17 protein-coding genes and 1 riboswitch are annotated in these 23,102 nt (G+C 48.4%); of the genes, 7 read left to right on the forward strand and 10 right to left on the reverse strand.

Annotation, left to right across the window (positions count from 1 at the left end; all coding sequences use genetic code 11):
• The first annotated feature begins 64 nt into the window (after positions 1-64).
• Positions 65-1,132 (forward strand): ribosome small subunit-dependent GTPase A, encoded by a 1,068-nt coding sequence (rsgA, locus tag FCL47_RS13070; RefSeq protein ID WP_205747310.1) that lies wholly within the window; start codon positions 65-67, stop codon positions 1,130-1,132.
• A gap of 113 nt (positions 1,133-1,245) precedes the next feature.
• On the opposite strand, the gene FCL47_RS13075 is transcribed toward rsgA, so the two are convergent.
• The gene (locus FCL47_RS13075) at positions 1,246-2,034 is read right to left on the reverse strand and encodes an ABC transporter substrate-binding protein (protein WP_136813965.1); all 789 of its coding nucleotides are present in this window, start codon (positions 2,032-2,034) and stop codon (positions 1,246-1,248) included.
• A gap of 374 nt (positions 2,035-2,408) precedes the next feature.
• On the opposite strand from FCL47_RS13075, the gene FCL47_RS13080 reads away from it, so the two are divergent.
• From FCL47_RS13080 to FCL47_RS13105, 5 genes are all read left to right on the forward strand, one after another.
• The gene (locus FCL47_RS13080; RefSeq protein ID WP_136813966.1) at positions 2,409-4,517 is read left to right on the forward strand and encodes a nuclear transport factor 2 family protein; all 2,109 of its coding nucleotides are present in this window, start codon (positions 2,409-2,411) and stop codon (positions 4,515-4,517) included.
• Between the two features lie 158 nt (positions 4,518-4,675).
• Positions 4,676-6,001 carry a hemolysin family protein gene (locus tag FCL47_RS13085; RefSeq protein WP_136813967.1) on the forward strand — a complete coding sequence of 442 codons (1,326 nt, stop codon included), beginning with the start codon at positions 4,676-4,678 and terminating at the stop codon, positions 5,999-6,001.
• Between the two features lie 738 nt (positions 6,002-6,739).
• A riboswitch (cyclic di-GMP riboswitch) is annotated at positions 6,740-6,813 on the forward strand.
• Between the two features lie 278 nt (positions 6,814-7,091).
• Positions 7,092-8,435 (forward strand): multiheme c-type cytochrome (seleno)protein ExtKL, encoded by a 1,344-nt coding sequence (extKL, locus tag FCL47_RS13090; protein ID WP_255580686.1) that lies wholly within the window; start codon positions 7,092-7,094, stop codon positions 8,433-8,435.
• A gap of 150 nt (positions 8,436-8,585) precedes the next feature.
• Positions 8,586-9,032 carry a hypothetical protein gene (locus FCL47_RS13100; RefSeq protein ID WP_136813969.1) on the forward strand — a complete coding sequence of 149 codons (447 nt, stop codon included), beginning with the start codon at positions 8,586-8,588 and terminating at the stop codon, positions 9,030-9,032.
• 467 nt (positions 9,033-9,499) lie between these two features.
• A complete protein-coding gene (locus tag FCL47_RS13105; RefSeq protein ID WP_136813970.1) occupies positions 9,500-9,721 on the forward strand; it encodes a Nif11-like leader peptide family natural product precursor in 222 nt (73 codons plus the stop codon).
• 117 nt (positions 9,722-9,838) lie between these two features.
• Here the strand turns inward: FCL47_RS13105 and FCL47_RS13110 are convergent, their stop codons facing one another.
• The 6 genes from FCL47_RS13110 to FCL47_RS13135 form a co-directional block, all read right to left on the reverse strand.
• Positions 9,839-12,310, reverse strand: coding sequence for a plasma-membrane proton-efflux P-type ATPase (locus FCL47_RS13110; protein WP_136813971.1), 2,472 nt, complete (start codon positions 12,308-12,310; stop codon positions 9,839-9,841).
• A 257-nt stretch (positions 12,311-12,567) separates the two neighbouring features.
• On the reverse strand, positions 12,568-13,077 hold the full coding sequence (locus FCL47_RS13115; protein ID WP_136813972.1) for a TMEM198/TM7SF3 family protein: 510 nt from the start codon (positions 13,075-13,077) through the stop codon (positions 12,568-12,570).
• Positions 13,078-13,438: 361 nt separating this feature from the next.
• On the reverse strand, positions 13,439-14,254 hold the full coding sequence (locus FCL47_RS13120; protein ID WP_136813973.1) for a carbon-nitrogen hydrolase family protein: 816 nt from the start codon (positions 14,252-14,254) through the stop codon (positions 13,439-13,441).
• 197 nt (positions 14,255-14,451) lie between these two features.
• Positions 14,452-15,189: a bifunctional 2-polyprenyl-6-hydroxyphenol methylase/3-demethylubiquinol 3-O-methyltransferase UbiG gene (locus tag FCL47_RS13125; protein WP_136813974.1), complete on the reverse strand. Its 738-nt coding sequence runs from the start codon at positions 15,187-15,189 to the stop codon at positions 14,452-14,454.
• A 165-nt stretch (positions 15,190-15,354) separates the two neighbouring features.
• The gene (locus FCL47_RS13130) at positions 15,355-15,762 is read right to left on the reverse strand and encodes a hypothetical protein (protein WP_136813975.1); all 408 of its coding nucleotides are present in this window, start codon (positions 15,760-15,762) and stop codon (positions 15,355-15,357) included.
• Complete coding sequence (locus FCL47_RS13135) at positions 15,759-17,015, reverse strand: sulfurtransferase (protein WP_240744234.1); 1,257 nt, start codon at positions 17,013-17,015, stop codon at positions 15,759-15,761. Before FCL47_RS13135 ends, FCL47_RS13130 begins: the two co-directional genes overlap by 4 nt.
• Positions 17,016-17,605: 590 nt before the next feature.
• On the opposite strand from FCL47_RS13135, the gene rlmN reads away from it, so the two are divergent.
• Positions 17,606-18,640 (forward strand): 23S rRNA (adenine(2503)-C(2))-methyltransferase RlmN, encoded by a 1,035-nt coding sequence (gene rlmN, locus FCL47_RS13140; RefSeq protein WP_136813976.1) that lies wholly within the window; start codon positions 17,606-17,608, stop codon positions 18,638-18,640.
• A gap of 111 nt (positions 18,641-18,751) precedes the next feature.
• On the opposite strand, the gene FCL47_RS13145 is transcribed toward rlmN, so the two are convergent.
• Genes FCL47_RS13145 through FCL47_RS13155 form a run of 3 tightly spaced genes read right to left on the reverse strand, consistent with a single transcriptional unit; the run spans position 18,752 to position 22,602 of the window.
• Complete coding sequence (locus tag FCL47_RS13145) at positions 18,752-19,399, reverse strand: CBS domain-containing protein (protein WP_136813977.1); 648 nt, start codon at positions 19,397-19,399, stop codon at positions 18,752-18,754.
• The gene (locus tag FCL47_RS13150) at positions 19,399-21,048 is read right to left on the reverse strand and encodes a DUF342 domain-containing protein (protein WP_136813978.1); all 1,650 of its coding nucleotides are present in this window, start codon (positions 21,046-21,048) and stop codon (positions 19,399-19,401) included. The genes FCL47_RS13145 and FCL47_RS13150 overlap by 1 nt, the downstream gene beginning before the upstream one ends.
• 51 nt (positions 21,049-21,099) lie before the next feature.
• A complete protein-coding gene (locus FCL47_RS13155; protein WP_240744235.1) occupies positions 21,100-22,602 on the reverse strand; it encodes an ATP-binding protein in 1,503 nt (500 codons plus the stop codon).
• Positions 22,603-23,102 lie beyond the last annotated feature (500 nt).

The following is a 23,102-nucleotide window of genomic DNA, read 5'->3' on the forward strand; positions in this document are numbered from 1 at the left end:
CAGGTATCAAGAGCGCTATAAAAGTCACTGACATTATCGTGTGATCTAACAAGAGAACAGAATTATGGATAAGCTTGAAAGTATAGGGTATGGCGAATGGTGTCGTACTCAAGTTGATACTGAGAAGACAGCAACTCATGAGGTTGCGCGTGTCATTTCAGTGCATAAAGATAGCTATGTTGTCACCAAAGGCCATGGGGATGTATTTGCCGAATTATCTGGGAATCTGTTCTATATGGCAAACTCTTCTTCAGATCTGCCAACAACTGGTGACTGGATATATGCTGATTTTTATGACAATGACTCTCATGCGATAATTCATGGGATCATCCCTAGAAAAACGTTGTTAAAGCGAAAAACTGCCGGAAAATTGATAGATTTTCAGCTCATTGCGGCAAACATTGACGTTGCCTTTATTATTCAATCTGTAGATTGCAATCTGAATCTTAGAAGATTGGAGAGATATCTAGTTATGGTAAACGAAAGTAAAATTACTCCGATAATACTCCTGAGCAAATGCGATCTTGTATCGCAAGATAAGGTTGAGAAAATAAAGAATGATGTTTTACGTCTCTCCCCTCAAACTACTGTATTGGCTTTTAGTAATTTGAGCGGCGAAAATATTAATACGATTAAAAGGTCTTTACAGCGCGGCCATACATACTGCTTGCTCGGTTCATCTGGTGTCGGGAAAACGACCCTTTTGAACCGTATTGTAGGGAGTGAGCAATATGAGACGCAAACTGTGAGCAAAAAAGAGGGCAAAGGCAGACACACCACGACAAGCCGAGAACTAATACAGTTAGAGAATGGGGCATTATTAATAGACACTCCCGGAATGAGGGAACTTGGCAATATGTCTGTTGATATTGGTATTGACGAAACATTTTCGGAGATAGTAGAGCTGGCCCAGCACTGCAGATTTGGTAATTGCTCTCATACCAGTGAAAAAGGTTGTGCAATATTGACAGCCATAGAAGAAGGTGAATTGGCTGAACAACGATACAGGAATTATATAAAAATGAAAAACGAATCAGCATTTTACGAAATGTCTTATTCCCAAAAAAGAATGAAGGATAAGGCTTTTGGAAAGCTGATTAAATCAGTCAAGAAAAGTAAAAATAGACAATAGAATCAATCAAAAGCTATCAATTTGTGCATCTGGCCACCACCTCAAGTCCTATTGCCAACTCGAAGGTCTCAATGTTTTAGCAACGCCTCAAATTTATGTTACTACAACTTCACTTAATTCAAATCGGATCTCGGGCTGAGGCCTTGATATCGGTTTAAAATTTCGTCAATGGTACCGTCGTTTTTCATCTCCAGGATCACCCGATTGATATCCGGAAGCAAGGCCACTAACGGCGATTTTTTTGATATTCCGATTCGGTAGGCGTGCTGGCCGGAAAACTTAGGTGTAAATTTTATTTTCCCCTTCCACTCAGGATGGGACTTGATGAGGCTGTAAATTACCGATTCATTGCCCAACAGGATGTCCATTCGTGAATGGAGCAGCTTTCTAATTCCCTCTTCGTAGCTGAGGCAGCGCTCGGTCTTCAGAATTCTCTTTTTAATCGCCTGCACAAAGATTTCATCATGGGTGTAGCCGCTGACAATACCTATTGTGTAGGGTTTCAAATCCACAACAGTTTCCCACTCTATGGGACCTCCACTTCGTTCGGTCAGGAACCAGACCCTGCTTTTGTCGTTCATGACGACATCGGTAAACGCGAGATAGGGGCTTCTTTCCTTGTTGCGGATAAGAGGAAAAGTCAGGTCTGCTTCACCGGTTTTCAGGTACATTAAGGTCCGTTTCCACGGAAAAAGCTGTGATGTGAATTTCAAATCCAGCCGGGAAAAAATCGCCCTGCAGAGTTCAATGGAGATCCCACCCTGGACCTGTCCGCCTTCTTTTCCGATAGTAAAAGGGGGCCAGGGATCGCTCACAAATGTCACCTGCCGGATTTCCTGGCTGTAAACAGGCTGGCAGAGGATCATCACAAGGAACACCATCAGGATTATTGATTTTTTCATCGGCAGGCCACCTTGCACTGTTTCTCTCTCTTCTGTCGCATGTTCTTTACTTTGCTAGACCGGCTGGTGTGCACCGTCGGCTTCCACACTGTTGTAATCATTATACATGTTTTATCGGACTGCGCAACTGGAGTCGGGCCATTCTAATTGCTTAATTTTACGTTGTTATCGTCAGTAGAGAAGGTTCTTCAATACTCAGTATCCCTAGTTTTCAAGTCGGAATCGTATTGGAAATATCTTGTCTTTCGGTTGTCAATTTTAAATCTGTCCTAATTCGCACGTAATTTTCAAACATATATTGTAGAATTGCAGCTGGCTATTCCGTTTATATTCCCTCCTAATTACTACCTCTAGAAATAGACACGAATCGATCAATGGACCCAAAAGACTACCAAATAATAAGGCAGTTGTTTGATGACTACCTGCAAATGTATGCATCTCGTGATGACCGGCTCACCACGCATTTCAGCGAAGACTTTTCTGGCTTTACCGGAGGCGGGGATTTTCTGGTAAAAACCAGGGAGGAATGGGTTGCAATTACCCGACAGGACTTCAGCCAGATTAAAGATCCTCTCCGTATCGAACTGAAGGACTTTGCCATACAATTATTGGCGGATACGATCGCTGTTGCGACTGGATTTTTCAACATACATCTGCCAATCAAAGACCAGATCCTGTCAAATGAGACAGCACGCCTGGTCTTGATTTTCCGTTTGGAAGTTGCGGGCTGGAAAATCTGCCACAGTAGCATCTCCATTCCCTATCACCTGGTTCGCGAGGGCGAAATCTATCCGATGCAGGAACTCGCCAGCCGGAATCAGTTCCTGGAAAAGTTGGTTGCAGAACGGACGACTCAGCTTTCTGAGGCAAACGAAACCCTGCAACAGACAAATGAAAAACTGGCACGTGAAATCGAAAAACACACGCAGACCGAGGACGCCTTGCGGCGGGAGCAATTCTTTTCAAAATCAATAATTGAAAGTCTTCCCGGCATCTTCTACCTCTATACCTATCCCGACTTAAGATTGATTCTTTGGAACAGGGAGCATGAAACGCTCCTTGGTTACGGGATTGGTGAAATCGCGGGACGTCATATTCTTGACTGGCATGTACCCGAAGCCAAAGAGGCCGTCTTGGATGCGATTGAAATTGCGATGACCAAGGGCAGGGGGTCGATTGAAACGCCCCTGTTGATGAAAGACGGTCGTCCAGTGCCTTTCATACTCACCGGTATTAAATTTCAAGCACAAGGACAACTCTATTTGATGGGGATTGGCATTGATATCAGTGAGCGCAAGCGTGCCGAGGTCGAAGCCGAGAAATTGCAGTTACAGTTGACCCAGGTGCAGAAAATGGAGTCTGTCGGTAGACTGGCCGGTGGTGTTGCCCATGACTTCAATAATATGTTGGGAGTTATTTTAGGTTATTCGGAATTGGTCCTCGATCAAGTCGAGCCAGGCCAGCCGATGTATTCTGCGCTGCAGGGAATCCAGCAGGCTGCCCACCGTTCAGCCAACCTGACCCGACAACTGCTGGCTTTTGCCCGCAAACAGACAGTGGCACCCAAGGTGCTCGACATTAATATGACCGTGGCAAGCATGCTCGATATGCTGCGACGACTCATTGGCGAGAACATCGATCTCGCGTGGCGGCCGGGCGAAAATCTGAAACCAGTCAAAATGGATCCCACCCAAATCGATCAAATTCTTGCCAACCTGTGTGTCAACGCCCGCGATGCCATCGGAGATACCGGAAAGGTTACGATCGAAACGGACAACGTGGCTTTTGATGAAGCTTACTGCAGCACACACGTGGGTCTTGTTCCAGGTGAGTATGTATTGTTGGCGTTGAGCGACAATGGTCGCGGCATGGACCGCGAGGATCTCTCCCTTTTGTTCGAACCGTTTTTTACTACCAAGGAGATGGGGAAGGGGACCGGCCTGGGACTGGCAACGGTCTATGGTATTGTCAAACAGAACAACGGTTTTATTAATGTCTACAGTGAGCCAGGTTTTGGTACGACCTTTAAGCTGTACCTGCCCTGCTACCAGGGCAAGGTGGAGCCGTCATCTCAACCAGAACCGGTGCAACCGGCCGCAACAGGACACGAGACTATCCTATTGGTGGAAGACGAACATATGATCCTTGAGATGACGACGGTGATGCTCGAACGCCAGGGCTACACGGTCCTCCCCGCAGTTTCACCGGGTGAAGCCATTCGCCTGGCCCGGGAGCATGCCGACGAAATTCATCTGCTGATTACCGATGTGGTTATGCCGGAGATGAACGGCCGTGACCTGGCCAGGAATGTACTGTCCGTGTATCCTGATATCAAGCGCTTGTTTATGTCCGGCTACACGGCCAATGTTATTGCGCATCATGGAGTGCTGGGCGAGAGAGTACACTTCATCCAGAAGCCGTTTACCATGCAGGATCTTGCCACTAAAATCAGGAGCGTACTGATGCACGAGGAAAACTGGTAATTGCATACTAGAATTTTTGCATATTTCTAATTATCCAGCTGTTCAGAACCCCTCTGCCAAAAGGCAGATATTGTTCAGGCAGTCTATCTCTGGACAGCCTGCTTGAGGACACAACACCATCACGTGTCATCTGTTTACTGTCTCAAGGGAACTACTTCATGGAAATTGCCGTCTTAATCTTTCTTATTTTACTCAATGGCGTCTTCGCCATGTCCGAGATCGCCTTGGTGACAGCACGCAAACACCGTCTTCAGCGACTGGCCGAAGATGGCGACAAATCTGCAGGCATCGCCATGCGGCTTGGCGAGGATCCCACCCAGTTCCTCTCCACTGTGCAGATCGGCATCACCGCAATCGGCATTCTGAATGGTATCGTGGGTGAAGCTGCACTGGCAGGCCCTGTTGCTGAAATTCTCCGTGGCGTAGGGCTCGATGCAAAAAGCAGTTCCATCAGTGCCACTACCGTTGTGGTCGTAGGAATCACTTATTTTTCTATTGTGGTGGGCGAACTGGTACCAAAACGGATTGCCCAGTTCAATGCCGAGGGCATTGCACGATTAATGGCGGGTCCCATCTCAGTGCTGGCAAAATTGTCGCGCCCTTTTGTCTATCTTCTGTCAGTTTCGACCGACGGCATTTTACGGTTGATGGGGAAAAAGGAACTCAGCAGTGCCAATCTGACAGAAGAGGATATTCATTCTATGCTGGCTGAAGGGTCCCAGGCTGGTCTTATCGAAAAGCAGGAACATGAGATGGTACGCAATGTGTTCCGGTTGGATGATCGGCAGATAGCCTCCCTGATGACACCGCGCAGCGAAATCATCTATCTTGATATCGAACAGCCGCTTGAAAGAAACCTGGAAAATCTGGTGAACTCGAACCACTCTCGCTACCCGGTATGTCGTGGAGGATTACATGATACAGTTGGGATTATCACGGCGAAAAGACTGCTCAAACAGCGCATAAAGGGGGAGTCCACCAATATTGACGAGTATCTGCAACCGGCTATTTTCGTACCTGAGTTGCTTAACGGAATGAAACTGCTGGAACAGTTCCGAGAATCAGGAGTGCAGATGGTCTTTGTCGTCGATGAATATGGTGAAATGCTGGGTCTGATTACACTGCAAGACGTCCTGGAAGCATTGACCGGAGAGTTCAAGTCGCGAGATCCCGAGGATGTGTGGGCCGTTCAGCGCGAAGACGGTTCATGGCTTCTCGACGGGCTGATTCCTATTCAGGAACTCAAAGATCGCCTCGATTTGAGAAGCCTCCCCGAGGAACAGAAGGGAAGGTATCACACCTTGAGTGGGATGATCATGTGGCTGATCGGCGATCTTCCCCGCACCAGTGATGTCGCTGAATGGGAGGGATGGCGGCTTGAGGTCGTCGACATGGATGGCAACCGTGTCGACAAGGTTCTGGCGAGCAGCTTACCGGAGGTACGAAACGAACGGAAAAGTCCGGAATCAACTCCCAATAGATAAATATTGCCACATCTGTCTCCATCAAATGGGGCCGGGTTATTCAATGCTTTGTTTTGACAAGATCTTTTCTGGTAGAAGTTGCTCCTCTGTACCTGGCAACATGGATTAAAAATATATGTGATTACCACTACAGTTCAGCTATATGGGGATATGAGGTGCCCTTTGCACGGGACGCCATAAACTCATCCCTGGGGGCTTGACCGCAGCCATCCAGGCTGCGGAACACCCGTGCAAAGGGCATCTCCTATCCCTCTGGATCTTCTAAGCTGAGGTTGAGGGGCAATCAGAAAAAAGAATACATATACCGCCGGTACAAACCTCAATCAATTTGATACTGATTCACATTTGACCTTACCGTTGCAACGCGCAAATTTTTATTGTGGGCCTTGCATCGAGTTGATGGAAAGACTGGTTAAAAAATTATGGACTTGTAGGGCAGTTGTTTGTTGTACCAGAAGCAAAATGAATTTTTCTACACAAATTGTTTGGTAGTGCTACTTTGTCGCGTTGACAAATATATTTCTCTTTCGATAGTATAATTTACAAATAATTACGAATGAGATTACGACTAAACCTCAGCTATATAGGGATATGAGATGCCCTTTGCACGGGACGCCATAAACCCATCCCAGGGGGCTTGACCGCAGCCATCCAGGCTGCGGAACACCCGTGCAAAGGGCATCTCCTATCCCTCTGGACACCTTCTAAGCTGAACTTTAGTGGTAATCACAATTACGAATGAGATAAAGCCAAACTCGCTGATAAACGAGTACGGAAAGCCACGGGTCTCAATAGATAGCCGAGCTGCCTCACAAGGAGGTGGTTCGGCTATTTTTTTTCATGCAAGAAAGAATCGATTGGTGAGGTTTTGTTCGGAATATCTATACGCCTTGCCAGGTATTCTAAGGGAGTTTTCGCCACCATTGCAAGAGTAAAGGATTTGCGAGAAGCCCCGGTCTGAAGGGGAACGAGAAGGACGCCATTTGAGGGAGTTTCAATACGTTTTGCTGCCGGGGCAGTTTAGCATGAAATACCAGCAGCACAAATAAAAGCATTGATAGATGTCTCATCTCAACCTGCAGGAGGAAATATGAAAAATGCCTGGCCTATTGCCTTGGTGTGCATCGCTGCATGCATGCTGTTGTCGGTGAGTGCGTTTGGTGAAGGAGGCCCGAAGCCGCAACCACTCCCCAAGGCGAAAACTATTGCAGAACTTGCTGCGCGGTACGATTCCAGCAAGTGTATGGAATGCCATGAAGAGGTACATGACGAATGGTCGGAGTCCCTGCATTCCAAATCAATTCTCGGCTCGCCTCGTACCGCCCCGACTATTATCACAGCTATTGAAAAAGGCTTAAAGCTTTTCCCGTATTCCGGAGTTAAAAAGGACTCCGATATCACTGTGGAAAGCCTGATGATGTGCATGAAATGCCATCTGCCGCAGCTTGATGAAGCAACCGATGACGTTGCCCGGGAAATTGTGGCAACCATACGTGGTTGGCAAAAAGCGCATAAGGATGGAGATCACGACAAGGCGGAAAAACTGGAGAAGACTATCGCCAGTCTGAACATCGGCTGTATGATTTGTCATAACAAAATGGCAATCATCCACAAGTATGCCGATGGCTATCCCCAGCCTGACACGGTATATGGCTCCCAGGTTGGTGATCATGAGGATGAAAGCCATCCCAAAATGGCCGTTGCTCCAGCCATTAAAGAATCAATCTTCTGCGGCCAGTGTCACGGGCAGGGGCCTAATTTTGAACTCGATCACCCGTCTCAATGCGCCACCGCCTACGGCAGTTATCTTTTTGCCTATGTTGCCCATGGCGGCAGTGAATCGTGTCAGGAATGTCATATGATCAAGTCGGGACTCGGACATGATATGCAGTCGTACCGCGATGAGACCATGCGAAAGATGGCAGTTGACGTCAAGGTCGAAGGACGCTCCCTGTTCTGGCGGAAAAATAAGGAGGAAGGGGTTCTGCCTATCGGTATCGTCAATGTTGAAATCTACAATAAAACGGGACATGGCATCCCGGACGGCTGACCTACTCCAAACCGGCTGGTCCTGGAAGTGACCGCGAAAACAACTGACGATAAAGAAATTTATAAAGAGCAAAAAATATATATGCCGTTTCCTGGACGTCTAGGCCGCGGCAAAGAAATGGGTAGAGGCCCCTACGAAAAGAGTGGGCTCTTGCGGGAAACAAGTATTCCGCCTCTGGCGAGAGTGCATGAAACCTTTGAAATCACCTATCCTTTTAAAGATCCGGCCAAAGGCGCCAAAGGCCAGAGAGAATTGGTGAAAGACGAGCTGAATGTCTCGGTGGTTTTATGGTATCTGCCTTTTGGTGAATTTGACGGCAATGAAGTCGTTTTTTTCAAAGATGAGAAGAAGCTTGATCTGAAGACCGAGTGGGTCTGGAGATAGTCTTTACAATATCCAGTTTTCATTCTTAAACCCGCATGAACCAGGAGCTGTTGTACCATGCGGGTTTAAGATTTTCTCTAACCGGAATTGAGATTAAAATTCATCGGGGAGTTCTGCTGCTCGTTCTTGATCTACGTCAATGGGGGCATTATGAAACCAATTATACTTCTGACTGTTTTGTGTTGTTTTGTAAATGCTTACTCTGCAGAAAGATGCCCTAACGAAAAGGCTTTTTTGGATAATGGATGGGTCGTTCATAGTGAAAAAGACTTCCATCGAATTTTAGAGGAAAAGATGAACGAATTTATTCCTGAAATTGGAATAGATCTTGTTCTGGATGATGCAGAAAACTACAAATCAGACTTTTCGTATGATTATTATTTAATCATATCAATCGTAATTTGGGATAGAATCTCAACTGCCAGAGACGAGATGTGGGGAGATGTTGCCTTGTCGAGAACGTGTCCGGATACGGGGGAATGTATTGAAGTGAGATGGTATGACCCGGAAACTAAGACAAAGCATATTGTCTTTAATCCAAAGTACGCATGCTGTCTTACGACCAAAGTTCCACTGGCCTATAATACAATTTTTTAGATGTTGAAGAGAGAGAAAACTCATCAAAAACTCGACCCACGGAAGCTCTGACAAAGACTTGAGTGAGGATGGTGGCGATCATCACTCCCGGGCCAGCACTCGTGCGGATGTGAGCGGTGGAACTACTGAGAACGGTCTGCGGTTACTGCAAGAGGTTATCGTCACCATCGCCAGGCGGCAGTCAGTCTACGGCGCCGAATACCGTAACCAGCTGGTCCTTACATCTTATGGGCCTGGATTGTCGTTTTTGTTTGTTTATCTACACTTTTGTGTCCCCTCCTGCATACAAATCTGTAGGTTATTTCAAATGTTTTCCGGAAAGCCTTTTTTGTTTATAAAATTCAGGTACATCCGGTAGTGCGACAGTCTGGCATGCTTCCTGCTTATTTCCCCGTAACTGTATTCGAAAAAATAGTTTTGCACATCTTAAAACGCTGTTTATTTACCAGTCCATAAAGGAGAGAGTCATGTCCAAGAAAGAGGTTGAACGATTTTTGATTGCTGGTGGGGAAGACAAAGTGCTCCGCATTAAATACGACAAAATCGGAGCCATGCCTAAATTTGTAGCCAGTGCAGTTGAAGATGGGTTTGATTTTACTGAAGACGATCTGAAGGTCGTATTGCGTGAGTCAGGTGATTCCTTCGAAACTTCCGGGAATCCACCCAAACGCGATATCTGGTGGTTCTAGGCGCAGCAGATCCTCCCCGGCGCATTTAATTCGCTGATCCTCCATCGTCTCAGGTGGCCTCATTGCGTCGATCTCTGTATGGTTCTGCATCGCCACTCTTTTTAACCGACCGGAATCTCATGCTATTGGATCGAACAGCCGATAAGCCAGCAATTTAACCCGATCACTGACAAGAAACCATATGAATGCATAGCCCCAGACAAAGGACGCCCACGTCCAGCCAATTGGTGTCATAAACAGTCCGTAAACGGCAATCAACGTCGCAATGATTTGCGTGCCGAGAACCGCCAGCCATAACATCGGTGCAGGACGAATCGACCAGAATGGGCCGCGAGTGCGTGTCAGAAAAATCGTCAGATGTCCGGCCACTGACAGCATGAGGTACATCAGCGTTTGAATATGTGCACGATCAAGGTTATAGACCTGCTCGCCGAGGTAGAAAAGGCCAAATGACGCAACGGGTCCAAGGACGCCCAGCACTGTGGCTATGCCCAGAACCATACGCATATTCCAGGCCTCGGGCTGATCTCGGCAAATAACATTGTCATAGGCAATGGAGAGGATTGCGCCGTCATTGAGCAAAGCCAGCATAACGATCATCACCGCTGTCAAAGGATAAAAGTTGAAGATCAGGATAGCCAGGGTCATGAACAACAACACCCGTAATGTCTCGGCGATGCGGTAAATTGCATAGCTGTTCATCCGCTGAAAGATTTTCCTGCTCTCTTTTATTGCGTCGATGATAACCGACAGTCCGGGCGACATAAGTACGATCGACGCTGCCGCCCGTGCCGCATCGGTTGCTCCTGAAACAGCTATACCGCAGTCGGCTTTCTTCAGCGCAGGGGCATCGTTGACCCCGTCGCCGGTCATCCCGACGATATGTCCCTGTTGCTGCAGAACTTCAACAATATGAAACTTGTGTTCAGGGAACACCTGGGCAAAGCCGTCGGCCTTATCGATCATTTGTGCCAACTGACCAGCTTCGTGATGCTTGGTATCACCAAAGCCGCTGGCATCAAGAATGTTGGTGCCCATCCCCAGTTGTACGGCAGTTTCTCGAGCGATAGCAAGCTGGTCACCTGTCACCATTTTAACCGTCACACCCATCTGGCCTGCGGTGGCAATGGTGGTTTTAGAGTCTTCTCGCGGCGGATCAAAAAGCGGCAGAACCCCTAAAAACTGCCACTGGTCCTGAGCGTCCGTCCTGGCTACGCCCAACGAGCGAAAACCACGCCTGGCGAAGCCGTCAATCGCTTCATCGACGGACGATTGTATCTGCGCGGCATTGGCCGACAATGCAAGGATTATCTGTGGTGCACCCTTAGCAACCTTGAACGTGCTTTCATCTGCCGCTTTAATTGAAGCCTCGGTTCGTTTATGCACCGGATCAAACGGCTGGAAATGGACCGCCTGATACCCTTTCAGTACCTGATCATTTTTTACGCTGCTCAGCACAGCCAGATCAATTGTATCCTGATTCTCCCGGCGTGAAGCCAGAGCGGCGCAGAGAATGATCTGCTCTGCCGAAACGCCATTTACGGTGAATGGCTCCCCCATGGTCAGCTTATTCTGCGTCAGGGTCCCGGTCTTGTCGGAGCACAAAATGTCCGTCCCGGCCAATTCCTCTATGGCCACCAGGCGACTGACGATAGCCTCCTTTTTGGCGAGCAGGCGTGCGCCAACCGCCATGGTCACCGACAGCACCGTTGGCATTGCCACAGGAATGGCAGCGACAGTAAGAACCAAGGCAAACTGGAGCGTGGTGAGCATCTGATCACCTCGAAACAATGCCACGCAGAGAATCAACACAACCAGGGTTACAGCGAGGAGGATTAAATAATTGCCAATATTTAACACGGCGCGCTGAAAGTGGCTGTCGGTGCGGGTTTCCTGTACCAGCTGCGCCGTCTTGCCGAAGTAGGTATTCGCTCCCGTGGCATAGACCAGGGCTTCTGTTTCCCCCTGACGCATGATCGATCCTGAATAGACCGCCTCGCCGGATTTTCGTGTGGCGGGCAACGATTCCCCAGTGAGCGCGGACTGATCAACTTCCACCGGGTCACCATCCAGCAGGCGAGCGTCCGCCGGTACTATGTCGCCCAGGCGCAGGCGGATGACGTCACCTGGCACCAGATCCCTCGCCGCGGGGGTAATCCACTGTCCATCGCGTTTGACCCGGGCCTTAATCGCCAGCTTCGCCTTCAGGGCAGCGATGGCGTTGCCTGCCTGGTGTTCTTCCCAGAAGGCGACTACGGCATTGGCCACCAGTAAAACGAGGATGATAAAAAAATCCGGCCAGTGCCTGACCAGGCCCGATAAAATAACCGCCACCTCGATCATCCATGGAATCGGACCCCAAAAATAGGTGAGGAATTTCAGGAATGGATTGACTTTTTTTTCTTCAATCTCATTCGGGCCATACTGACTCAACCGTCTCTGCGCCTCAACCTGACTTATGCCGTCAGGTGACGATGCTAACATTACCTGCAGTTCGGCCATGGAGATGGATTTCAAGTCATCCTTGGGGCTGGGTTTCGACCCATGTGAAGATGCGGCAGATTTGAGTTGATCGATTTTAACCTTCATGTCAGCCATCCTCCTTTACTGTAATCCCATAAGCTTTGGTAGCTTACTTGAGGGCGGAGAACCAATCCGTCCGCTTGCATCCGGCAGTTACTACGTGCCGATGTGGCTTTGTGCCGATCCGGCCAGGCGACTTTTAACTCACTTATTCCGATGCGGAGTCTCTCCCCCGTCAAACCCGACACAGGGCATAGCCATCCTGTCAGACAATGGTTGCACACCCATGAAAGACAACGGGCTACCGGCCTTGAGGAAAGGGGTTATTGCGTTGCGATACGTTTGCTGCGCAACATGGTTGCCTGAAAGACTGCTCCGGCGACGATTAAAAGCGCATACAGAACCATCTCAGCCGGGGGGGTGACGTGCAAAGATTGCACGATGAGGGTGGAACCGGCCACCGATGACAATCCGATGAGCGCCCAGTCGAACGTTGCAAACAACAGGATTGCTCCTGCTATGCCTCCTGTAAAAATGATCGAAGGAATTGCTGCATATCCCAGCATGGTTGCAATATATGCAGTAATAGTGCTTCCAGCGGCGAAACCTCCCAATCCGATTGCCAAAGTCTGGAAGAACATGGCCAGCACCGCGCCAACCAGTCCAAACAGCAATGCGATAGCCCAAATCATCCACACGGGTTGCAGCCCCAAATAGAGCTGCGCCATCTGTAATCCGGCCACAAAACCGACGCATCCGACAAAAAGCCAGAACAGCCTGCGCCCCAGCCCCAAGAGCAGGAGTCCGATCATAATGTGGAAAATGTTTATCATTGTAATTTCTTTAATTCGCCTAGATTTAGAGCAAAATGACTCGTTTCAGGATGGAAACTAGATACTATTTTAAATACATGTCAAGCCGACATGTACCGAATACTTGCCTGCTTTTAACAATCTTCCCTTGCAACAGACCGATACGTAATAATTATCGTTTTTCCTTGTCTAGAGTATTTTTAAGCATGGCCAAGAATGCTGTAAAGTCTCGTCTGGGTAACATTACGCTAATGTAATTATTGCGAATTTTTGCATTTCGAAAAAACGATATTTTTTGGTGGGTTCAGGTATACGTACAGGGGAATTGCGGCTGAAGCCGGGTTGGACAAGAGCATGATAGTGAAAAGAGGGGCCGAAAAAATCAGAGGAGGCGGCGATCTTTGAGGGCTGGCAGACACAGGCGTATCTGCTGCAGGTGACGAGATGATATTTCTGCGATGACCACCCCCGGACCCTCCGCGCGGCGTGCTAAAACCTCCCCCCACGGATCAACAATCATGCTGTCCCCATAGGTGCGGCGTCCCGATGGGTGGTAGCCGCCCTGGGCCGCTGCAATGAGGTAACACTGGTTTTCGATAGCCCGGGCTCTGAGCAGTACCTCCCAATGGGCAAGGCCGGTGGGGTAGGTGAAGGCAGCCGGCAGTACTATCAGGTCCACCTCTCCCATTGCCCGGAAAAGTTCAGGGAAACGCAGGTCGTAGCAGATCGACAGGCCAGTCCGTATACCCTCTGGTGCAATGGTGACCACCTTATCGCCCGCCTCGACGGTTGCCGATTCGTCATACCGTTCTTGTCCGTTATCAAATCCGAATAAATGGATTTTGTCATAGCGGGCGATACGCTCGCCCAATGGGGAATAGACCAGACAAACATTGCGTATTTTGCCAGGGCAGTCTGAGACGAGTGGCACGGTACCCCCGACGAGCCAGATCCCGTGCTGTCTCGCCGCAGTCACGAGAAAATCCTGGAGAGGGCCAACACCATCTTCCTCCGCAAGAGCTATCTTGTCCTGCTCGTTATTGCTCATTACGGCAAAATTCTCGGGCAACACGATCAGCCGCGCTCCCTGGGCTGCTGCCTCTGCTACAAGGTGTTCCGTTGTAGTGATATTTTCGGAGACATCGGCACCCGATACCATCTGTACCGCCGCGACGCGGTATGAAGTCCCTGCAATCATGCGACCCTCTTGTTCTTCACTGCTGTTGACCGGTTTTGCCGGCTGCTGCCAATAAACCAGCGGAAAAAATGGTTGTGATCATCTTCCTCCCTGAGATTGTGCTCCAGATCGACTTCTTCTGTCGTCGGTGGTTTATCTGCCTCCCAGGCAGCAGTCCTGGTTTTCTACGACCACCTCGGTCAAGGTCTTGGAAACGATCACTGACCAACGATACAGGGATAGATCTTTGCCAGGAATTGTTTTTCTCCCGTTTCAATAAGTTTGTCGCACCGGTATCCATGAAAGCTGCAGATGGTGCGCAACAGTTCGAAATCGACATAAAGCCAGCTGAAAGGGTCTGATCGCAGCCCTTTGTATATCATGACAAAATCTGTTTCTCCGCAATACCGTCCCTCCTCATCGTAGAGAGCCTCACCCTGTTCCAGGAATTTCCCGGTCAGATCGGTTGAATCGACAAGCAGCTGTCCGCCCGGTGCAAGTATGGTGTCCAGCTGTTGGATATAGAGATTCAGGCCATCCAGGGAACCGGATATTCCTATCCCATTCATGAGCATGAGAACTGTATCATAACGAGAATTTCTGACATCCAGGATATTGCAGTGATACGATTTTTCGATTCCTCTTCTGCGCATTACCTCCACGCAGCCGGGGGAGATATCAATGGCATCGACATCCAGGCCCTTCGACTGCAGGACAAGGCTGTGGCAGCCAGCTCCTGCACCGACATCAAGAATTCGTCCCCGGCAGGCCGCCAGGGCACATTTTTCGATGTTGTTCATTTCCTCGAATCCACGGAGCATGGTGGCTCCCTGCATGGTGGACATTTCAAGCGTCGAGGACCAGACATTGAGAAAAGCCGCGGCGTCGCCACCGCAAAAATCATTCAGCATTGTACCGAGCGGGTCTTTCTCTTTGGCCAATATACATCTTGTCATGGGGCATTCCTTTCACGCTTTCACAATAAGTACTGCATTACGATGCAGTATAACAAATATATACTGAAAAACGACGCGAAAGAAGAGTCCTGACGGCACATTGTAATTCAGATTGATCCGGGGTATCGACAGCTCCAGAAATGGTGCTGGGACAAAATGACTCATTCAGCTAGGAGGTCTTCTGATCATGAGACCGGCCACTTCAAGCACCATGCAGAGTTGCAGGGTTATCAAGAGGTGGGCATAGATGTTCAACCCGCGGGTAAAAGCCGACAAAAAACAGATCACGAATGCTGTGAGCAAAATGAAGTATTTATAGAAGTTCGGAATGATCGTTTTCCCGTGCCGGCTGGAGCCCTTCACGGCCATAACGGTCAGAATGAGCAGCAGGACCCCGTGCAGGAAGAGTGGTGCACCCTGGTAAAAATGGGTAACGTAACTGATTTTTTTGAAGTACAGATGCTGGGCCAGGCCGGCTTTATAGCTCGACAGGTACTCCAGCACGACTAGTATAACCAGAAGGGTCACCTGCAGGGAGGTGACCCCAAATGCAATTAGTGTAACTTTTTTCACTTCCCGGGGGCGCCTGTTTCAACGGGATTGCCGCCGTTGCTCCAGCCTATCCAGCCATCGCTGTAGACGCCGATATTTTTGAGCCCGTACACATCGGCATAGTAGTATACCTCTGCCGCACGCCACCCGCTCCCGCACATAAAGGCAAGACGTTTGCTGGTGTCGATACCCTGCTCTTTCCAGAGTGCCATGATTTCGGTGGCGTTACGCATGGTTTTATCCGGATTGCGAAAATAATCAAGAGAGTAGGCATCTGTCTTGCCCGCATAGCCAAAAACGGAGCCAGGGATACGCCCCTTTTTCTTGTGGTAGCTGTAACCGGATATTTTGCCAATATGTTCATCCCAGGTTCGATTATCAACAAGAGTGTATGTCTCAGGGGTCTTGAGCCCCGCCTTGACCTGCGCAATGGTGTCTATAACTGACGGATTACCCGGTATCCGGCCACCAAAATCGGCCACAGGGGCTGGTGTATTGCTCTTTTTCTCCAGTTGATATCCGGCCAGCGTCCAGGCCAGGGTTCCACCGTTTAATACCCGTACATCCTGCACGCCGATATAGCGGAGAACGAGGGCGATGCGATACGCGGCCATCGGCTCCTCCCCGGTGACAATGACCACATCATCTCTGGTAAAACCGAATTTCAGGGCGAATTTAGCCAAGGTGTCCGCGTCGGCCAGCATCCACATGACAGGCTCAGTGGTGGTGGGCGGTTCGACCATATCCGTGTTGATGTGAAACGAAGTGGGGATATGCCCCTTGGCGTATGAGGTTTTTTCCTCGCCCCAGCTTGCCTCGACAATTTTGATCTTGCTGCCGGCAGGAAAGGTCTCCGGAATTTTTCCCTCAATGATATCGTGCACAATCACCGCAGGCACAATCAGCTGGTAATTCTCGTATCTGCTGAGCGGTTTTTCGACAGGCCAGAGGTTGATATTGTAGGAGTACAGGTTGCTGTAACCTTGATTTTTGAGGTACCCGGCTACTTCGGCTGCATCCCTTCCATTGGCATCGTAGAGAATAATATTCTTTTCTTTGGTGAGGCCTTTAGCTGCAAGAGCCTCTTGCAGTGTTTGTGCCTTGTTCTTGCCATCTGCCTTCAGCCAGTTGGCGGAGAAGTCTGTTGCTCCCGGAATATGCCCACCCTGCTTGACACCATCAAGTTTCCAGCCGTTAAATGCATCGTTTAGGCGGCAATCGACGATCTTCCAGTCAGGATTTTCCTGAAGAGAAAGAAGCTGTTCGGTCTTCATTTTTGGCATCTCCGCAACCGCAGCAGGCAGGTGAACGGGCAGAGAAGAGAGGAACAGTAGAGCAAACAGCAAGACAGGATTTGTCAGCCGGAATCGTGACACGATACACCTCCGTAAGGTAGAGCACATGGAATAAACAGATCAGTACAATCGCAAATTAAGCGCTAGTTACCAACTTATTTTTAATAAGTAAAATAGTCATTACCGATGGATACGGCGGTTACAGTCCACGAAAACCAATAAGGTAAGAAGGGGCAGAGTCTGCTCGTTGGTCAGGTGTGCCAGGAAAAGTCAATCTGCTTGCAGCGTCGGCCGAACATCTGATAATCAAAATGTCAGTGATAATTTGCGGTAATTGCCTCTGGGATCAACTATAAGCTTCTTCACCATTATTTTGCCGAGGAGGGCGGCAGGTTGAAAGGGCGATGGTCGCTATGGCCCTCCATGACATCCCTGCTTTACGAAGTCCGGAAATCTGGTATCCTGGCTCTTGAGTGAGTCGTAGGGGTGTGTTTGTTCCGATTTTTCATTGCCGATATTCCAACCTGCCGGATATTGGCAATATATTGCTATCAAGAAGAGACATTTTTTTGAAAAATTCATTTTATGATCTAAATCATTCTGATCTGGAAATGGTTCTAAATCAGAATGATTTAAACCAATCAGCCGCAGCCATTCTTTTTAACTGGCATTATAAGAAAAAACAAAATGCGCAATGCTGTGAGAAAATCTCAAAAGGTTCCCTGGCCTTTTTTCAGCACAATTTTGACTTTTCTCTTCCCGAAATCGATACGGTGCATGAGTCAAAAGATCGAACGGTAAAATTTCTTTTTAAGCTTAACGACCATCACAAAATCGAAACCGTCCTTATTCCGTTTCATAATAAATACTCTATTTGCCTATCATCACAGGTTGGCTGTGCCATGAATTGTTCTTTTTGTTTTACCGGAAGACAGGGGCTTAAAAGAAGTCTCACGACAAGCGAAATTGTTGGCCAGTTTCTCGAGGCGTGGCGTTGGTTAGCCAAAAACAGGCCGGGAGAAGAGAGAATTTTAAATATTGTTTTTATGGGACAAGGCGAACCATTACATAATTTTGATGCCGTCAAGAAAGCGTGCGAAATATTCTTATCAAAGCACGGGACTTCAATTGGTGTTCAAAAAATTACCGTTTCAACGGTTGGTTACCTTCCTGGACTGAAAAGATGGCGCCGGGAAATGCCCGGAGTGAATCTTGCACTCTCGCTTCATTCACCCTTTGCCGCAAAGAGAAACGATCTTATCCCAATTAATAAGATCTACCCGCTTGAGGAAGTCTTGGCATGTATTGACACGATTCCTTTAAATAAAAAGCAATTCATCACGTATGAATATCTTCTGATAAAAGATTTTAATGATTCGCCGGATGATGCTGAAAAATTGGGCACGATACTGGCTGAGAAAAGTGCCTATATAAACTTGATTCCTTTTAACTCATTTCCGGGGGCACATTACAAACGCCCTGAATTGGAAAAAATCGGAAAATTTAAAGAAGTTTTAGATACTTTTAAAATTCCGACTTTAATAAGAAGCGCCAAGGGCGATGATGTCCTGGCCGCATGTGGACAACTCAATTCTAAAAATTAATTTGCTTGCCACTAAAGTTCAGCAATAAGGGGATATGGGAGCGGATCTGTTTACTGCTCGGATCGCTTGGCGAATCGAGCAGTTGTTCTTGAGAGAGAGTGTGAAGCTTGCTCAGTCTTCATGTATGATGCTGCTTATTTTACAACCTATGTCCCACAATTCATCAACGATTTCCTGGGCCTGTTTGCTCTCTATCCGGAGCATTATTGTTTTTGTCTTTGGACTGTGATTATTGCAGATGGCAATATTGTTTATCCGGGTGTCGTATGTGGCAAGTACCTCAAACACCTTATAGATTGAAGTGTGGTCATGACTTACGGAGAGTTCGATTCGCGTGTCTTTGTTCCCAGCCCCAAGGACCTCCAAAAAGGCGTCGAAGATGTCCGATTCTGTAATGATTCCCACCAGGATATTTTCTTCAATAACAGGAATGCCGCCGATCTTATGCCTGCGCATGATTGCTGCTGCTTTTTCGAGGGTGTCAGAAGGGGCCAGGGTGATGGGAGCTCGGGTCATGAAGGTGTCTACTCTCACCTGTCTGGCCAGGGCTCTCGCGGTCTCAGTAAGGCTTGCGTCAACTGCGGATGGGAGTGCTTTTTTCAGATCTTCTTTACTGATGATGCCAAGAAGTTTTTTTTCCTGGTCGATCACAGGAATTCTTCTGATGCGGTGCGTATCCATCAGGGTGCAGGCATTTGCAATTGTTTCCGCGGGGGATACCGTTATAACTTCTCTGCGCATCCATAGTTGTACAAACATTATTTTTTCCCTTCGGTGTATGGGGTGGCAACGATGTGTCCCGTCCGTCTGTCGATATGAAAACGGATGGCAGAGGTATCTTCTTCCAGTGTTGTGCTGGTGTTGCCAATGCGAATCTTGGTTCCGGAAATGATTCGGCCCTGTATGGCAACAATAGCCGAGCAGTAATTATAGTTCGGGTCCTGTCTTGAGAAGAGCGGGCTGTCAGGTATCAGATTGAGTTTTTTTAGATGATTTACTCGTTTTTGCAGGGCTGCTTCCTTATTTTTATATACTGTGGTCTTACTAAAACTGTGTCCGTTCATTTGGATGAGATTTTCCAGTTCGTGTTCCTGATCACGAATACTGCTCCGAAGCGTATCGCGTTGCTGCAGTCGTTCTGCATCCACTCCCGCCGCGATCATGGTTGGCGCAGCATTGTCTGAGCCAATTATACCACCAATAAAGTCGAGACCGGAACTGAACCTTCCGCCAACTATTTTAGCATCGGGTCGACACATGAGTATTTTTTTGGAGCTGACGCATGCGTAGTAGGCACCTCTGGTGATGACAACGGTGCCACCGCTGGTAATATTTCCCCGCTCGACAAACGATATTTCCACATCGCCGTCTGTCTTAAGCGCAGAATTTTCGCCGATAAGACCACTGCCAATTTTACTGTTACCCTGGGCTGTTACCGTTGCGCCAAGGATATTGCCTCCGATGGAAAGATCTCCCCGGCAACTGACGACGAAACCCTGTTTAACATCCCCTTTTATTTCAAGTCCGTTATTTGACGCAATATTACCAACAGAGAAATCAACATCGCCGTCAATGGTCTGCTTCGCGCTCACCTTGACATCGGTCTCGTTGACGATGGAAAGCACCCCGGAGTCGGTTGCAACTACTTGTCCGCTCTCTTCAATATATTGGACATCACCTGTGACTTTGACTTTGATGTCCTTGCCCGGTTTCTGGGGGAGAGTTACACCGCGTATGTCTACTCCTGCAGTACCCGGGGTGGGGGGAACCTTGGTGGCAATGAGTTCGTCTTTGTCGATCCCGATAAAGATCTTTCTTTCACGCCAGTCTATGGAGCCGTCCTGGAGGATTTTTCCTGGTAACGGTCCAATATCAACCGCAAAACGAAGGAACGCATCGCATCCATCAACGGCAAGCAAGCCTCTTGCAATGGGAATTGCGTGCTGCGGTTGTCGCAGTCGCTCAAGCTGTCCAATGGCCTCCTGGATTGTCAATTCATCGATTCCGCAACTGATCTCCCGTTCCCTGCACAAGGTGAGGATGTCGCTGAGTTCAAGAGGCGGTGTTCCGGAAAGGTTTGGATAGAGAGTCATCGTTGCCAGCATCTTATCATCGGCAATATCGATTATGGGGGTAATTTCAACACTGACGGTGGTGTTATTTTTATCTGTGATCTGGCTGACGCTAGGGTAGCCGGAGATTTCAGCAGTAATGGTCTTTGTATCGTCTGCAAGGCGACAATTTTTCCCTGCGGCAAGAGTCGTTGAGAGTCTGGTATCGCTTGCGGTAAGCGAGACAAGCACCTGGTTTTGCCTTACCAGTTCCGGGATGGCTATCTCTCTTGAGACATCGTCTGCCGTGATAGTGATGGTTTGAGTTTGAAAGTGAGTGGTGAAAGCCTGAATCATGCTATTAAAAGACCGGGTAGAGGGACGTATTCATACTGAAATTATATGTGTCTATTGTAGTACTATTCTCACCTTCGTTGCCAGGTCATTTTTTGAGAAGGGTTTCTGGATAAACTGAATCCCCTTGTCCAGTATGCCTTGTTGGGCGATAATATCAGACGTATATCCTGACATGTAGAGGCATTTGAGCTGCGGGTGGAGCGACGACAGCTTTTTCGCCAGATCCCGGCCGTTCATCTCGGGCATGACAATGTCGGTTAACAGCAGATGAATCTCACTGGCGAACGCATCCGCCAGGTGGAGGGCTTCACGCGGAGTAGCTGCTGCAATAACAGTGTAGCCTAAAAGTTGAAGCATCGTCTTGGTCATTTGCAGGATCGTTTTTTCATCCTCTACAAGCAGGATGGTTTCATGGCCTCCTACTCCTGATTCCGCCCCTTTTCCTGGCGGCGCATCGCCTGCCGAGTCCACATGTCGAGGCAGATAGATGGTGAAAGTCGTTCCCTGTCCCTTTTCGCTCTCGGCATTAATGAAACCTTTGTTCTGCTTAACGGCACCATAGACCGTGGCCAGTCCGAGGCCGGTTCCCTTGCCTAAATCTTTGGTGGTGAAGAACGGTTCGAAAATGTGAGCCAGTGTCTCTTCGTTCATACCACAGCCGTTGTCGCGTACAGATATCCGAACAAATTCTCCGGCAATAAAGCCGGGGTGAGTGCGGCAGTACTCTTCGTCCAGGGTGTCATTTCCTGTCTCGACGGTCATTTTTCCAACACCTGCAATAGCGTCCCTGGCATTGATGCAGAGATTGGCCATGATCTGGTCGATCTGCGACGGGTCGATCTTGACCGGCCATAAGCCAGGTCCGGGCAGCCAAACAAGATTGATGCCCTCACCGATGAGCCGCTGCAGCATTTTTAGCATTCTTTCGATGGCTTGATTCAGGTCGAGCGACTTGGGAGCGACGGTTTGTTTACGGGCAAAGGCGAGCAGTTGCCGGGTAATATCGGCCGAGCGAATGGCGGCCTTTTGGATTTCTTTCAGGTCTGCAAACAGCGGATGGGACGTGTCAATTTGTTCCATTCCCATCTCTGTATGCCCGAGGATCACCCCCAGCATGTTGTTGAAATCGTGCGCTACACCACCGGCAAGCTGCCCGACTGCCTCCATTTTCTCTGCCTGTTTAAGACTGGTCTGCAGGTTCAGGTTTTCTTTGTTGGCTTGCTCGTTTTTTAACATTTCCTGTTTGAGTTGCTCGTTGCTCCTCATCAGGTCTTTAGTCCGTTCCTTTATATTTTTTTCCAGTGTTTCCTTGTATTGTTGCAATTCCAATCCGATCCGTTTGTGTTCTTTAATTTCATGCTTCAGAGATTTGGTCAAATCACTGATTTTTCCCACCCCACAGGTGATTAACAATGTAACAGCATAGGAGGGAATGCCGCTTGAAATCAATTCATCCATGCCACTTCCCACTGCACGGGCAAGCATCATAAGAAGCACAGAATGTAATAACCAGTAGAGCAGCCCCAGACGCAGCCCCAGTAACCATCCGGCCAAAATGGGAAAGGCGCCGGAACAAATAAATGCTCCGTTTTTCGTAATTGCATGGAGTGGCAGGAATGTGGATCCAAGCAGTATTAACAGACATGAGATAATAACAAGCGGCCTGAAATATTTATTTTTTGACCACGAAACAACGAGATTTTTCATTTTGCGTATACCCCGTTATTTGTGCCAAAGCGGGACTTTTGTAAACATTGCATATTCCGGTGACAAAGGCCGGTCGAACGGACCCGAAAGCGGTCACCACTCTCGAGCAATACGGCCAGTGACGAGAGGGTGTCAGGGGCGAGTATGATTCTCTAACTCTGCCACAGTTTCGGTTTTCAGGTCAAGCTTTGATTGAGCCATCCCGCATTATCCGGGCTTGCTTTTTCCCATAACCTATACTAATTGAAAACATACTCAAGTTCCTCTGCGGCGAACAGGTGAGTGAAACGGGGACAGAAGCGACCTCTTTGGATCGAAGCCGCAATTTGCGATAATAAAACAGGTGA

The sequence above is a fragment of the Desulfopila sp. IMCC35006 genome (assembly GCF_005116645.1).
In the GTDB taxonomy this organism is placed as follows: domain Bacteria; phylum Desulfobacterota; class Desulfobulbia; order Desulfobulbales; family Desulfocapsaceae; genus Desulforhopalus_A.

Coding starts and splice junctions, on each gene's coding strand:
- FCL47_RS13075 (WP_136813965.1), bottom strand. CDS start 2,034: ATGAAAAAATCAATAATCCTGATGGTGTTCCTTGTGATGATCCTCTGC.
- FCL47_RS13135 (WP_240744234.1), bottom strand. CDS start 17,015: ATGAAGACCGAACAGCTTCTTTCTCTTCAGGAAAATCCTGACTGGAAG.
- FCL47_RS13080 (WP_136813966.1), top strand. CDS start 2,409: ATGGACCCAAAAGACTACCAAATAATAAGGCAGTTGTTTGATGACTAC.
- FCL47_RS13150 (WP_136813978.1), bottom strand. CDS start 21,048: ATGATTCAGGCTTTCACCACTCACTTTCAAACTCAAACCATCACTATC.
- FCL47_RS13120 (WP_136813973.1), bottom strand. CDS start 14,254: ATGATTGCAGGGACTTCATACCGCGTCGCGGCGGTACAGATGGTATCG.
- FCL47_RS13085 (WP_136813967.1), top strand. CDS start 4,676: ATGGAAATTGCCGTCTTAATCTTTCTTATTTTACTCAATGGCGTCTTC.
- FCL47_RS13100 (WP_136813969.1), top strand. CDS start 8,586: ATGAAACCAATTATACTTCTGACTGTTTTGTGTTGTTTTGTAAATGCT.
- rsgA (WP_205747310.1), top strand. CDS start 65: ATGGATAAGCTTGAAAGTATAGGGTATGGCGAATGGTGTCGTACTCAA.
- FCL47_RS13110 (WP_136813971.1), bottom strand. CDS start 12,310: ATGAAGGTTAAAATCGATCAACTCAAATCTGCCGCATCTTCACATGGG.
- FCL47_RS13115 (WP_136813972.1), bottom strand. CDS start 13,077: ATGATAAACATTTTCCACATTATGATCGGACTCCTGCTCTTGGGGCTG.
- FCL47_RS13125 (WP_136813974.1), bottom strand. CDS start 15,189: ATGACAAGATGTATATTGGCCAAAGAGAAAGACCCGCTCGGTACAATG.
- FCL47_RS13145 (WP_136813977.1), bottom strand. CDS start 19,399: ATGTTTGTACAACTATGGATGCGCAGAGAAGTTATAACGGTATCCCCC.
- FCL47_RS13105 (WP_136813970.1), top strand. CDS start 9,500: ATGTCCAAGAAAGAGGTTGAACGATTTTTGATTGCTGGTGGGGAAGAC.